The following is a 14,999-nucleotide window of genomic DNA, read 5'->3' on the forward strand; positions in this document are numbered from 1 at the left end:
TGTTCTTAGATTATTATTGGAATTACTACATTAGACTGGACATAGAGTTGAATGAATATTATTGCAAGTTGTTAACTTAGCATTTATGAGACGTAAAGCCAAACATTACACTTTAGAGTTTAAACAGAAAGCAGTAGAATTAAGTTATGCAAAAGGCAGTGTAGCGCAGATTTGTGAGGATCTGTATATTTTACCTGCTGTTCTTTACCGCTGGCGTAAAGAGCAAAAGAATTATGGTAAGAATAGTTTTCCTGGCCGTGGTAATCCTAAAATGACCGATGAACAAAAAGAGATAGCTCGTTTAAAGAAACAGCTTAAAGAAGCCGAATTAGAACGTGATATCTTAAAAAAGGCGATTGGCATCTTTTAGCTCACTATTTATTATTTTAGATTAAGGTATTCGTGAATGCTTCGCATTTCCGCGAGCGACAAGAAAAATACAGGTTCATAAAACAGCACCGTATGAAATTTCCTGTTGAGAAGATGTGCACTATGTTAGCTGTGAGTAAAAGCAGTTATTACCACTGGTTAAAATCTGGTCCCAGCAGCCTCTGGAAAGAAAATCATAAGCTTTCTTCATTAATCAAAGATATATTTGAGGATTGCCACCAGAGCTATGGAGCTCCGAGAATAGAAGCTGAATTGAAAGCTTTAGGTTTTAAGGCGTCAAAGCCACGGGTAGCCCGTATAATGAAGGCAAACTATTTATATGCTAAGAGGAAGCGTAAGTTTAAAGCCACCACCGATAGTAACCATAAATATCCCACAGCACCAAACTTGTTGAACCAATGCTTTAATGTAGCTAGGGCTAATCAAGTATGGGTAAGCGACATTACCTATGTTCAGACTAAAGAAGGCTGGAGCTACCTAACAGTGATCATTGATCTATTCAATAGAAAAGTTATAGGATGGGCTTTAAGTGATACCCTAAATACCGAGGATACTATTATAAAAGCTTGGCAGATGACTATTAAAAATACCACACTCACACAACCTTTGATATTCCATTCAGACCAAGGTATCCAGTATGCCAGCCAAAGATTTACTAATCTACTTAAAAGTTATAATGGCTTGGTTAAACAATCGATGAGTAGAAAAGGTAATTGCTGGGACAATGCCGTAGCGGAATCCTTTTTTAAACCTCTAAAAGTAGAGTGGGTATATTGGCATAAGTACAAGCTTAGATTACAGGCAGAGTTATCTATCTTTCAGTGGATAGAAACCTGGTACAATACCAGAAGAAGACATTCCTATTTAGGAAACAGAACCATTAAAGAATTTGAAATAGATATGTATAATCAAAAACTAGCAGCATAGTCACTCAACTTAAAGTCCTGTTTTTTATTGCAAGTCCAGTACTCGTTTAGATTAGCACTTCGGACAATGATTTGCATTGTTTAGAAGTTATCCAAGAAAATCAAGCAAACTCCAGCAAAAAAATCGCAATGGATCAGCAGGCCTTTTATGGGGTCTGTAAATTAAACTCTTTCTGATGTATCAATTCCTCTACGGCTACCCCCAGTGGAATTGGCGTTTTTATAACTTGATATCCTAATTTAATATAAAATTGTAGAATCGTAAGACTCTAAATTATGCAAATAAAATGTTCATTTTTTCTCAATGTTTCTTGTAGTCAAGTAGACTAATTTAAGTAGCGACATTTCATTGGTAAATACCCCCTGGTCTTGGTAAATTTCTGATCTGGCGATGGAAGCCCTCTACGCCATTGGTAGTATAAATAATCTTTCTAATGGCTTTGTGTATTCAATATACGGAGAGAACTGTTCCCTGTCACACTGCCAGCTTTTAATAACTACAGGATATTTACGGCCTCATTTATCTTTCAGGTTCAATAGTTCATTTTTCAGCTACATCTTTAGTAACGGCTCTGTTGATCTTTTTCAGATCTTTCGTAAATTATTGTTGATCCTTTGAAGCCACATATTTAAGTGAGTTACAAACCTGGCGTACAATACAACACTGAACCTGACCAAATTTACAGCATAAGTATTTAACATCTTTGAAAAAAGAATTTTTTATACCCAATACCGGGTATTTATAGAGAGTTGCGGGATACCGTAATACTTTTAAAGTAAAATTAATTATCTTTAGCCAAGCATAATGATTGAATAGACTATATCCATAATTATATCCCTTAAGAATGAATAAAATAGAATTTAATAAGACCTCTAACATTTTCATTAATTCAGGTATAGTTGCATTATATCGATATTTAGGGCAATACGAAAGAAAAAATTCTAACGAGAAATTTAATTTTAGATTGTTAGATGATAAACTAATAGTCGAATCTGAGAATCTCTTATCCCTTTTAGAAGAAGTCTATTATTTTATGGGGAAAGATATATATGATACTTCTTCTAAAAAGCAATTGGATAAGCTCGAAAATGTTTACTATGACGTCAAAAAAGATGAATTTCATAGGTTTCCTAAAATCTATACTTACGGTTTAGCTGAACTTTTGACAAACAATGCGCAAGGAACTACAAAAATGAAGGAGAATTCTCCTAAGATAAAAAATCTCGAAAAAGAACAACCTGATGTTGCAAATAAGATAAAGGATTACTTTGATAAAAACAACTTGAAATTACTTTCAAAAGTATATCTAAACGAGCCTTACACCAAAATAACAACTATTGATTTACAAGATAAATATTGGATAGATGGTAAAGAATATTGTTATTTAACTGGAGAACATTTCAAAAGTTTAGTAAATGCTATTAACATTTCACCTTTCATAAAAGGATTAACTACGTTTAATTCATTTTTAAATTCATCTGATGGAAAGGTAAGTCAAAAAGGACTGTATCTTTTAAGATTCTCACCTGCCTTGGCAATGTACAGTTACTACAAAGGTTATGATTCTTTTATTTCTTCATTCTTTAATTCAAATTCATTACTAGAGATTAATGATTTATATAAAAGCGAATTCTTTTATGAAAATGAAATTATGCAGTCATGGAAAATGCCTTTTAAAAGAAATATAAAACTTCACAATTTTAGTTTTGCTCGAAAAGGAAAAGAAGATTATTCGTTAGATGCCGCTGAAGATTCTTTCTCTCCTCAAGAAATCACATTTCTAATACTACTTACTTTTTATAAAAAGAAATTTGCTGATGAACTAACCATTCAAAACATAAGTAAAACTGAGACCACCGATATTCTAAGCCTATTAAAAATTGATAAATCACCCATTAGTTTAGTCACATTTAAAGCAGATAAGTTCGCTTCAACACTGCGGCCTAATTTTTATGAGGAATATACAAACGTAAAATTTGTAATTCAGCTTATTCATAAACTCGAGACGAATAAAGATAAACGTGTAGCAATAGGTGAAATTTGGAGAGGTTTAATATTTAAAACCTCAAAAACCGAAAGTATTAAAGATTACAATAAACGATTGAATCTTGAACGCCAAATAAGGATAAAAGTCATCGAATGTCTATTAAAGGGGAAATCAATTTTGCCTATTCTAGAGTCGCTTTTCCATAAAAGCTATTTACTTCTAGCAAATGGCGACAACTCAGGTTATAGAAGATATGACCTTATTCTAGAATTTCTAATCATATATGAACAAACAATAAATTTTAAACTCAATGAAATGAACGAATCATTACAACAAAAGGCCATTAGCTTAGGTAAAAGTATTGGCTATGCTATCATAAATTATGGCGAACCTAAAAATGATACTGAAAAAAAAGCCAATGCTAAAAACGGAAGAAAATATCTTATTAGTCTACATAAGGCCAGAACTATAGATCAATTTAGAGAAACCTTAATTAGAATTCAGCGCAAGTATTTAGTTTCAATCTCTAATGAAATATTAGAAAATCTTAACGAAAAAAACTATGTAGCCGTTAAACAATATGCTCAAATAGGAGCATTAAACAGTCTAAATGTCGTTTTATCTAACCAAAAAGAATCTTAACAATGAAAGTTAACAGTATTACCATTACGTATTTATCAAAAGTATCATTTGCAAGCCTTAACGGGAGCGATAAAGAAGTAGATAATATCAATCCTATAAAGAAAGTTACCCTTCAAAATGGAGAAGAGTTACCTTATGTTTCATCACAAGCAATACGTAGAGCATTACGTGATAAATTGGAAGAGTTGGGAAGTGATATATCACCGGTAGGAATGTCCAGTACAGATAAAGGAGCTCCTAAAACTGAAATGAATCCTATCAAATATATAGATGATGATCTTTTTGGGTATATGGATGCTTCTAAAGGCAAAGATGGAGCGGCAGGTACTTCAACAGTTAGAACTTCACCAATACGAGTAGAATCTTTATTGGCTTTAGCAACTTATAAGGGTGATTTAGATTATGCAACTAATTTTATGGGAAAGAAGATTGAACTAAATGCAAACATCTTTGAAACTGAAATTCATTCTGGGGTTTATCGAGGCACTATACTTATTGAATTAGATCGCATAGGTAAAGAAACGAAATTAAAAGATGAAAAAACAAGGGAGCTGGAGACTGTAGATTTAGTTGATAATAAAGAAAAAGCAACTCGAGTAAATAATTTCTTAAATGCACTACAAATGCTTTGGAGCCAAGGCAGACAAACACGTTTTTTAGCTGATATTTCTCCAAAATTTGTTGCTGCCGGATTAATGAAATCTAAAAATCCTATTTTTCTTGAAGCTGTTGATCTTACCGAAGAAGGAACTATCAATATTTCCAAATTGAATACCGTAGTTTCTGATTACGATAAATTTATGGAAGACTATGTTTTTGCAGTACAGGAAGCCGTTTTTAAGAAGGAAGAGGGAATGAACAGTTTAAAAGAAGGATTTGATAAGCTTGAAAATTGGGTAAACACCTATTACGGAATAAATTAAAAAAGATGAAAAATTTTATTGTAGAAATGAAATGTCAAACCGCATCTTTTAGAAACCCTGATTTTCAAAACTTTCACAAGTCCTTAGAATTGCCACCACCTACCACGATTATTGGTATGGCGGGTGCAGCGCTAGGCTATAGTCCATTACAAGCACAAGATTTTTTTGATTCCTATGAGTTTGAAATCGGTGTTTATGGTACATATCAAGGTAAATGTAGTGATACTTGGAAATACAATAAAGGAATAAGAGATATGCGGCTTTATAATCCTGAAAAGGACGGGAGTATCATTCAAAAAGAATATTTAGTTTTTACTTCCTTTTTAATCGCTTTTTCATCAAAACATTCAGAAGCTTTAGAAAAACTTAATAGTGCTTTTCAAAATCCGGTGTATGCATTAACAATGGGAAATAGCGATTCTTTAGCATACATAAAAAGTATTGAAAAAGATTTTGAAGAAATGGATGTAACTGAAATAGAAAATTGTTTTATAAAGGGAGATGTTGTTAATGATGTAATGAGTTTAGCTGATACAGGTAATTTAAACTTTTCTATTTATTCCAACGATACCCTAACCTATGATTTACCGGTACGTTTTGATTATGAAAATGATTATGGCAGAAGAACAATTTCAAAAATCGGTACTTTTTCCTTGATAGGGAATCAAATGAAAATTAATTTCAAAGTCAAGGGCTTATATTATAAAAATAGATTCATACCATTATTTTCAATATGAATAAACTAGATGATATTTGGGCAAAATCTTTACCTGTAGAAACATTAACTCAACATACTTCATTAGTACTTGAGGTTTGGTATGAATTAAAAGAACGTTATTTTAAAGAAATTGAAAATAAAGATTTTTGGTTTGCTTCTTTTAGTGCTGTAGCATATCACGATTTTGGAAAATTATGTAACATTTTTCAGGAAACTATAAGAGGAGAAAGAGCTTTTAATAATGATGAACGAGTGCGTCACGAGTTTTTTTCAGGTACATTTTTATTATTAAACAATCTTTTGTTTTATGAAAAAAAGCCGGAGAGTTTAGTTGCTGTTTACTCACATCATAAAGCCTTTAATGATGAAGGTTTTAATGAGCATATTTCTAGAAATTCAACTATTGATTTTGTACTAGAAAACAATCTAATAGATCAATTTGTAGATTTTGTAAATCAAAAATCAATCGAATTTGGAGAAAAACAATTAACTATAAATGATAAATTTAAATACGCAATTAACAATCCGTATGCTACTTTACTCCAAGTTTACAAACAAAAGGTTTACAACAAAGTAAGTGAGGATAATTTTTTAAATATCGAAAGTCGAAGAAATTATATCTATCATAAAGCTTTATTAAATATTTCAGACTGGACCGCTTCTGGACATTTAAAATTAGAGAAGGGCATTATTTATAACATAGATAATTTAGCAAAAAAAATAATAGAAAAATTAGTAGAAGACGGCAAAGAAGATATAGCTAACAACTTTAAATTCCGAAAATTTCAAGAGGAAAGTTTAGTAGATGAAAATGTAATCGCTATCGCTCCAACGGGAAGTGGAAAAACAGAAGCGGCACTCACTTGGTCATCTTCAAAAAAGGATTGGGAACGCATTATCTATTTATTACCAACTCGAGTGACTTCAAATGCAATACATAATCGACTAACTGATTATTTTGGAAATGAATATACTCAGCTAATACATTCATCCGCAAGACAATACATTAAAGAACAATTTGATAACTCCTACGATCAAAAAAAATACTTTAGAGATAAATCTTTTTTTAAAAACATCAATATATGTACCGTAGATCAGCTATTAACACTTGGGTTTAATCTAGGCTTTTGGGAAGTTAAAACCTTCCATATGCTTAATGCTCGAGTAATTATAGATGAAATACATCTTTATTCACCATATACTTTAGGATTAATTATTTCAACGATAAAATATCTAAAGGATAATTTCAATACTAAGTTTTATATAATGACAGCTACAATGCCTCAAAAGCTATTGTCTTTATTAGAGAAAACTTTAGAAAATGTTTCTATAATAAAAGATCAAGAACTTTTAGAAAAGTCAAGAAATATTTTTCAAACACGAAATATTTTAATTGAAGAATCGCTGGACGAAATTGAAGCAAAGATTGAAGAAGGTAAAAAAGTTTTAGTTGTCGTAAATACTGTCGATAAGGCTATAGAATTGTATGAGTCTTTGGCAGAAACAGCTAAATCCTTTAGTAAAAAAGCAATTTGTTACCATTCACGATACATAAAAAAAGATCGTGCAAAAAAAGAGCAGGAAATTTTTGATTTAGATAAACTAAATAACGGTGGGTTGCTTATTGCAACGCAGGTCGTAGAAGTTTCATTAGATATTGATTTTGACATTCTTTATACAGAAAACGCTCCGATTGATGCTATTATTCAACGTGCAGGTAGAGTCAATCGTAAAAGACAAAAAAGAGATACTAAAGTTATTATTTTTAATCATTACGAAATCAGTGAGAAAATTTATGATGTCCCAAATATTCTAGAAAATACATATTCTGAATTTGTAAAGGTTAATAACCAGCGCCTCTCAGAAAAGAAATTAAATGAGCTTGTAGATATTGTTTATAAAGATTTAGAGATTGAAACTAATGATAAATATATTGAAGGTTTACATAAGCATTCTGAAATTCAATATAAATACAATTACATTAAAGACCTAACTACTGATGAGAAAGTGTTTACCAGAGAAGGGCTAGATACTATATCTATAATTCCAAATACTTTTGAAGAAGAATTGTATACGTGTGAAGATAGAGATAAACTTAGTAATCACGAATTAACTATAAGTAGAAGAAGAGCAAACGCCATAAAAATTACTCCAGCTCCGTTGAACTTTAAATTTGCAGATGTAAATTACGATGTTGAAAAAGGGTTAACCTTTAAAGAAAAGAATGAGAATAAAAGTATAGTTTGCTAAATAAACCCTCCACTAAAACAAGGAAAAAATGACTACCACAACCACTCAAAATTTACAAATTTGCCGCATCAAGTTTCCGGAGATTAAATTACAAACCCGTGATGCACATAAGCTTCGTGGCTATTTCGGAAATTTATTTAAGCAACACTCCCCTATCTTACACAACCATTATGAAGATGGGAAGTTTCGCTATAAATATCCAAGCATCCAATATAAAGTGCTGCACAATACCCCTACCCTAATTGGGATCAACGAAGGAGCCACTTTGCTACCAAAATTATTTCTAAAAATTAATGAATTAGATATCAATGGTAAAAAATATGATATTACCAGTAAAAATATTGCCGTTCAAAATGAAGAGGCAGGACATAGCGAACAATTACACGAATATACCTTTACAACACTTTGGATGGCACTAAACCAGCAAAACTATCCTCGTTACTTGGCTTTAGAAACAACTAAAGAAAAAGAAGCCATGCTCAATGCTATTTTAGTGGGACATATCCTTAGCTTTTTTAGAAATATGGGTGTAGAGTTATCAGCCTCTGAACGTTTGATGGTAAAAACCAATCTACAAGAAAAAAGCACCAAATTTAAGGAAAATAAAATGATGGCATTTACCGGCAGTTTTATTGTGAATGCTGAACTTCCGGAAGAGATTGGTTTAGGGAAAGCTGTTTCCAGAGGTTTTGGGACCATTAAACGAAACTAAATGCAAATTTTTATTAACACCTACGGCACTTATTTACACGTTAAAGATGATATGTTTGAGATTAAAGTGCGGGAAGACAAAAAGCAACCTTTTAAGGTAAATCACATTGCTGCCCACAAAGTAACCTCGTTTATTGTTTCTAAAGGTGCTGCGCTTACTTCCGATGCTATTGCTTTAGCCTTAAAACACAATATCGATATTGTACTTGTAGAAAATAACGGTCATCCCATGGGTCGCTTTTGGCATAGTAAATTAGGAAGTACGACCAAAATTCGTAAAGAGCAACTAAAAGCTTCTTTAAACGAAGTTGGTGTAAAATGGATTAAAGAATGGTTGAGCGTAAAGCTTGAAAATCAATCAGATTTTCTTCAAGATTTAAAAAAACATCGAAAAAATTTACAATTATCTCTAGATGAAAAATCGGAAGCTATATTGAGTTTCAGACAAAAAATTATGGAAACTTCTGCGGTAGATATTAAAGAAATTGATGAGTCTTTTCGAGGTTGGGAAGGTTCTGCCGGTCGTCAGTATTTTGATGCTTTGTCTTTATGTATGCCGAAAAGTTTCTCGTTTAGCGGTAGAAGTTTTCGACCGGCTAAAGATGAGTTTAATGCGATGCTTAATTATGCTTACGGAATTTTATACAGTCGTATAGAACGCGCCTTAATGTTGGCTGGGCTTGATCCTTTTGTTGGGTTTATGCATAGAGATGATTATAATTCAAAAAGTCTGGTTTTCGATTTTATAGAACCCTACCGAATTTATGCCGATCGATTTGTATTCAGGTTATTTACTGGAAAGAAAATCAATAAAAACTATTTTACAGCATTTACTGGAGGGGTTTCTTTAAACGAAGAGGGAAAAGCTTTTTTTGTAGCTCCCTATCTTGAATATTTAGATAGCGAAAAAATACGCTATAAAGGTCGGTTGCAAACGCGGTTAAATGCGGTACAGTTAGAAGCGCATCGTTTTGCTAACGATTTAATTAAGTGATTGGATATTGCGTTAGGGATAGTAGTGAAAATCCCACAACTTGTTGAAGCGACAGCGCAAATAAGTGAGGAATTGTAACGGATAGCCCGACCGCAGGGAACGCCATTAAAATGATAAAAATGATTATCTGGGTTTTATACGATATTAAAAATAACAGTGCGAGAAATTATGTGGCTAAAGCTTGTAAACACGCTGGTTTATACCGGGTGCAATACTCTTGTTTTTTAGGCAGTTTAAATGATAATGAAAAAGATAGCCTGGAATTACAAATTGAAAAAGTAATTAATGAAGAGACCGATAAAATTTATATATTCAGAATGAATAAAGAGCAATTAAAAGACTGCACGATGCTAGGCCAGGCTTTTGATGATAAATTGGTGACAGATGAAGTAAAAGCCTTGTTTTTCTGATGCAAAGTTTTTATCCTTCGCAAATTATCGAATATCTGTACTGCCCCAGATACACTTTTTTTGAGTATGTACTCCGGATTCCGCAATACGAAGATAAATTTTACAAGGTAACAAGAGGAAGGGAAATACATAACGAAAAGTTAGAACAGAATAAGGCTTATTTACGGAAAAAGATTGGAGTTAAAAACAAGTGGACAGACCAATATTTGGGAGTGGAAGGTTTACGAGGGAAAATAGATGAGGTGCTAGAATTACAAGATGCGACTTTTGCTCCTTTAGATTATAAATTTGCCCATTGGAAAGATAGAATTTACGATACTTACAAACAGCAACTTTATTGTTATGCCGTTTTAATTGAAGTAAATTTTCAGGTGGAAGTAAGAAAAGGTTTTTTGGTCTATACACGAAGTAAACATAAATTAATCGAAGTCCCTATTCCACCTGCTGCAAAAGCAGAAATAAAAGAAAGTATGGAAAAAATGTTGGTGATTATTGAGCAAAATAAATTTCCGAAAGCAACAACATTTAAGAAAAGATGTGTAAATTGTACCTACCGGAATATCTGCATTAAATAAGTATTCCGCCTGTAAATTTATTTTTAATCGCTTTAATTTATACGCTTATGTCAGTAATCATGCGGATTTTCGAATACGGAAAAATTACTTATTTTTCGGTTTTTACGTTCTTTGACATATTGAAAAAAGGAGTTTTAGAAATTGAAAACACTGGCTCAAACACTTTTATTTCTGGATTAAGGCAAAAAATCGACTTCCAGACCATTCCATTTAGAAACTAGGATTGAAACATTATGGAACACGAACAAAAATTAAAAATAGCAAAACTTCCAGACCATTCCATTTAGAAACTAGGATTGAAACCAAAAAGAATTCGATGAATATTTCGAACAAAATAAACTTCCAGACCATTCCATTTAGAAACTAGGATTGAAACTTATTTAGGGAATAGGGAGTACAGAGAAGTAACGCTCTTCCAGACCATTCCATTTAGAAACTAGGATTGAAACTTTACTGCTCAAAATGTTGTTACCGGAGATACAAACTTCCAGACCATTCCATTTAGAAACTAGGATTGAAACGAGAGCGCTCATAATTACCAACGTATCGCTGGCTTTCTTCCAGACCATTCCATTTAGAAACTAGGATTGAAACAAGAAGAGTTTGAGAATACCCACGTATTTAAGGCAACTTCCAGACCATTCCATTTAGAAACTAGGATTGAAACCCTTCTTCATCTTGGAATGTAATCATGTCCAAAAATCTTCCAGACCATTCCATTTAGAAACTAGGATTGAAACTTGCCCGCCAACCCTCGATTGTATCTGTAGCTAATCTTCCAGACCATTCCATTTAGAAACTAGGATTGAAACTAGTAAGTGATTTTTTTTGCTCTTCTTTTAATTCACTACTTCCAGACCATTCCATTTAGAAACTAGGATTGAAACCGAATGATCCTAATGCTTTGGTAAGGTACGCAGAAGCTTCCAGACCATTCCATTTAGAAACTAGGATTGAAACGAATAGAATAAGTATCTTCATCATACTTAAAAAACACTTCCAGACCATTCCATTTAGAAACTAGGATTGAAACTCGAATTCTCTTATTCTTCGTGTGGCATTTCTAAGTCTTCCAGACCATTCCATTTAGAAACTAGGATTGAAACGAGTTTATTTCTAAACTCTTAGATTACAAGAAAGCAACTTCCAGACCATTCCATTTAGAAACTAGGATTGAAACCGAAGAAGAAAAATCTAAAAATAAAAAGAGCTCTACCTTCCAGACCATTCCATTTAGAAACTAGGATTGAAACTAGAAAGACCCACTTCTTTGAAAGAAAGCGGATTCTCTTCCAGACCATTCCATTTAGAAACTAGGATTGAAACTTATCGGTAGTAGCTTTTTTAAATTCTTTAGAAATCTTCCAGACCATTCCATTTAGAAACTAGGATTGAAACTTTGCCTTATGCTTGTTAACGAAGCTTGTAATAGTCTTCCAGACCATTCCATTTAGAAACTAGGATTGAAACTCGATGTTGCAGAAGCAGAAATGACCTCTAAACTCACTTCCAGACCATTCCATTTAGAAACTAGGATTGAAACTTCCTAAACCTCTGGTAATTACTATCCAAAAGTTCTCTTCCAGACCATTCCATTTAGAAACTAGGATTGAAACCCAAAATGAATTCGATGGGTATTTATTCTGGTGAAGCTTCCAGACCATTCCATTTAGAAACTAGGATTGAAACTTGCCGACATTAAAGAAACTCGCCCAAACATTAAAGCTTCCAGACCATTCCATTTAGAAACTAGGATTGAAACATCCTGTTACAGACTATTCAACACCAGGGCATCAGCCTTCCAGACCATTCCATTTAGAAACTAGGATTGAAACGATATGATGAAGCATTACGAAATAGCTAATTCTGATCTTCCAGACCATTCCATTTAGAAACTAGGATTGAAACATTAAAAACACAATAAAATGAAACACGAAATAATTAACTTCCAGACCATTCCATTTAGAAACTAGGATTGAAACTATCAGGTATAAGTTACTTCGAGTATACCTTGGATACTTCCAGACCATTCCATTTAGAAACTAGGATTGAAACCGAGGTTATAGATGGGCTAGCAACTGAAGTTTATGTCTTCCAGACCATTCCATTTAGAAACTAGGATTGAAACGACCTAAAAGACCGTGTGGAAGTATTCGTAAGAAATACTTCCAGACCATTCCATTTAGAAACTAGGATTGAAACGCCAATGTTAGCAAACGTTTTTCATCTGCTGAAAAAACTTCCAGACCATTCCATTTAGAAACTAGGATTGAAACATTGGTAACTGGCGTTCAGATATTGAAGCGGCTATTACTTCCAGACCATTCCATTTAGAAACTAGGATTGAAACATGACCTCTATTAAATTTTTAGACTCTACATATTTACTTCCAGACCATTCCATTTAGAAACTAGGATTGAAACTCTACTAAAAAGACTCATTCTGGAGCGATTGAGTTAACTTCCAGACCATTCCATTTAGAAACTAGGATTGAAACCCTGCACAAACAACTGTAAAGGAATTTAAAAGGGAACTTCCAGACCATTCCATTTAGAAACTAGGATTGAAACTATCAAGGGCCGCAAGGTTTAAGTGTTGGTGGTAATCTTCCAGACCATTCCATTTAGAAACTAGGATTGAAACCAGGAGATTCTAACCCATTATTAACGGTTACTTTCAAACTTCCAGACCATTCCATTTAGAAACTAGGATTGAAACGAAAAGGTAGAGTTTGAAGGTTTTGTGCGTTGGATCTTCCAGACCATTCCATTTAGAAACTAGGATTGAAACAGATAAACGACCAAATTCATAAAATTAAATAATTATCTTCCAGACCATTCCATTTAGAAACTAGGATTGAAACGCATTCTGAATTCATTATACAAACCTAAACGTGAAACTTCCAGACCATTCCATTTAGAAACTAGGATTGAAACTTGGATGGTGCTAAAGAAAAAACACTAACCATACCAACTTCCAGACCATTCCATTTAGAAACTAGGATTGAAACCTTATAATAAAAATTTTTTCAATTTAACCATTTAACTTCCAGACCATTCCATTTAGAAACTAGGATTGAAACAATACACCTGTCGCTAAGTCGTTTAATTCTATCCCTCTTCCAGACCATTCCATTTAGAAACTAGGATTGAAACACTCCAAGGCTTTCCCAATAACCAGATAGATCCGTCCTTCCAGACCATTCCATTTAGAAACTAGGATTGAAACTTCAAGTGGGCATTTTTAGGGTATTCTACAAAGTTACTTCCAGACCATTCCATTTAGAAACTAGGATTGAAACATAACTATAAAATCAAAGAAATGAAGGGACTGCAAAACTTCCAGACCATTCCATTTAGAAACTAGGATTGAAACTATATAATTCTGTTGGTTTTATTACTAGTGTCTTGTCTTCCAGACCATTCCATTTAGAAACTAGGATTGAAACTGAAACACCTGTTGCTGCTAAAATTACCGTATCGTACTTCCAGACCCTTCCATTTAGAAACTAGGATTGAAACGAAAACACCACACCACATAACACCAATGGATATCACCTTCCAGACCATTCCATTTAGAAACTAGGATTGAAACTTATCACAATTAACGCAAACAGTAGCTTCTTTAACTTCCAGACCATTCCATTTAGAAACTAGGATTGAAACGACTTGAGTGGAATGGCCGAAGAGCTTCGCTTGGTTCTTCCAGACCATTCCATTTAGAAACTAGGATTGAAACTGAACGATCAAGATTTCCCTAACTTAGAAGATGATTCTTCCAGACCATTCCATTTAGAAACTAGGATTGAAACTTCAGCTTTTCAAAAAAAAGATTTTAGGAACAAAAAACAACTTCCAGACCATTCCATTTAGAAACTAGGATTGAAACAATGATGAATTGAAAAGACTTCAATTTCAACTACAACTTCCAGACCATTCCATTTAGAAACTAGGATTGAAACATTGGAAATTATCTACAGCACTTTTACAATGCTCGACTTCCAGACCATTCCATTTAGAAACTAGGATTGAAACTGAATAATCGAGGAGGATTTCGATTAAGTAAGACTACTTCCAGACCATTCCATTTAGAAACTAGGATTGAAACTACGATAGCCTTGCGGAAGAAATGGAAGTTACTACACTTCCAGACCATTCCATTTAGAAACTAGGATTGAAACCTGCAGTATCAAACAATTCTAAAGCTATGGGATAATCTTCCAGACCATTCCATTTAGAAACTAGGATTGAAACAGAGAAGTTATAAAAGTAACAAATCCTTATAGCAGGCTTCCAGACCATTCCATTTAGAAACTAGGATTGAAACAATTCAACATCAGAACAATGGCATGAAGCCTTTCAACTTCCAGACCATTCCATTTAGAAACTAGGATTGAAACGAATTTATTTCGAAACTCTTAGATTACAAAAAAGCACTTCCAGACCATTCCATTTAGAAACTAGGATTGAAAC

Annotated in this window: 8 protein-coding genes, 1 pseudogene and 1 CRISPR repeat array (1 of these 10 cut by a window edge); all 9 genes and pseudogenes read left to right on the forward strand. The window is 33.2% G+C overall.

What is annotated here, in order from left to right; all coding sequences use genetic code 11:
* The first annotated feature begins 61 nt into the window (after positions 1-61).
* The 9 genes and pseudogenes from KW502_RS04755 (at position 62) to cas4 (ending at position 10,527) form a co-directional block, all read left to right on the forward strand.
* Positions 62-1,317 (forward strand): annotated as a pseudogene (locus tag KW502_RS04755) (IS3 family transposase).
* An 844-nt stretch (positions 1,318-2,161) separates the two neighbouring features.
* Positions 2,162-3,946 (forward strand): hypothetical protein, encoded by a 1,785-nt coding sequence (locus KW502_RS04760; RefSeq protein ID WP_219039389.1) that lies wholly within the window; start codon positions 2,162-2,164, stop codon positions 3,944-3,946.
* A 2-nt stretch (positions 3,947-3,948) separates the two neighbouring features.
* The gene (cas7i, locus tag KW502_RS04765; RefSeq protein ID WP_219039390.1) at positions 3,949-4,869 is read left to right on the forward strand and encodes a type I-B CRISPR-associated protein Cas7/Cst2/DevR; all 921 of its coding nucleotides are present in this window, start codon (positions 3,949-3,951) and stop codon (positions 4,867-4,869) included.
* Between the two features lie 5 nt (positions 4,870-4,874).
* A complete protein-coding gene (gene cas5, locus KW502_RS04770) occupies positions 4,875-5,606 on the forward strand; it encodes a CRISPR-associated protein Cas5 (RefSeq protein ID WP_219039391.1) in 732 nt (243 codons plus the stop codon).
* A complete protein-coding gene (gene cas3, locus KW502_RS04775; RefSeq protein WP_219039392.1) occupies positions 5,603-7,837 on the forward strand; it encodes a CRISPR-associated helicase Cas3' in 2,235 nt (744 codons plus the stop codon). The genes cas5 and cas3 overlap by 4 nt, the downstream gene beginning before the upstream one ends.
* Positions 7,838-7,865: 28 nt before the next feature.
* The gene (locus KW502_RS04780) at positions 7,866-8,549 is read left to right on the forward strand and encodes a CRISPR-associated endonuclease Cas6 (RefSeq protein ID WP_219039393.1); all 684 of its coding nucleotides are present in this window, start codon (positions 7,866-7,868) and stop codon (positions 8,547-8,549) included.
* Positions 8,550-9,542, forward strand: coding sequence for a CRISPR-associated endonuclease Cas1 (gene cas1 / locus KW502_RS04785; RefSeq protein WP_219039394.1), 993 nt, complete (start codon positions 8,550-8,552; stop codon positions 9,540-9,542).
* A gap of 119 nt (positions 9,543-9,661) precedes the next feature.
* On the forward strand, positions 9,662-9,952 hold the full coding sequence (gene cas2, locus KW502_RS04790; RefSeq protein WP_219039395.1) for a CRISPR-associated endonuclease Cas2: 291 nt from the start codon (positions 9,662-9,664) through the stop codon (positions 9,950-9,952).
* On the forward strand, positions 9,952-10,527 hold the full coding sequence (gene cas4 / locus KW502_RS04795; protein ID WP_219039396.1) for a CRISPR-associated protein Cas4: 576 nt from the start codon (positions 9,952-9,954) through the stop codon (positions 10,525-10,527). The genes cas2 and cas4 overlap by 1 nt, the downstream gene beginning before the upstream one ends.
* Before the next feature lie 193 nt (positions 10,528-10,720).
* Positions 10,721-14,999: direct repeats of the CRISPR family, unit length 37 nt; unit sequence CTTCCAGACCATTCCATTTAGAAACTAGGATTGAAAC; it runs 950 nt beyond the window's last position.

The sequence above is a fragment of the Mesonia aestuariivivens genome, assembly GCF_019311235.1.
Lineage (GTDB): Bacteria > Bacteroidota > Bacteroidia > Flavobacteriales > Flavobacteriaceae > Mesonia > Mesonia aestuariivivens.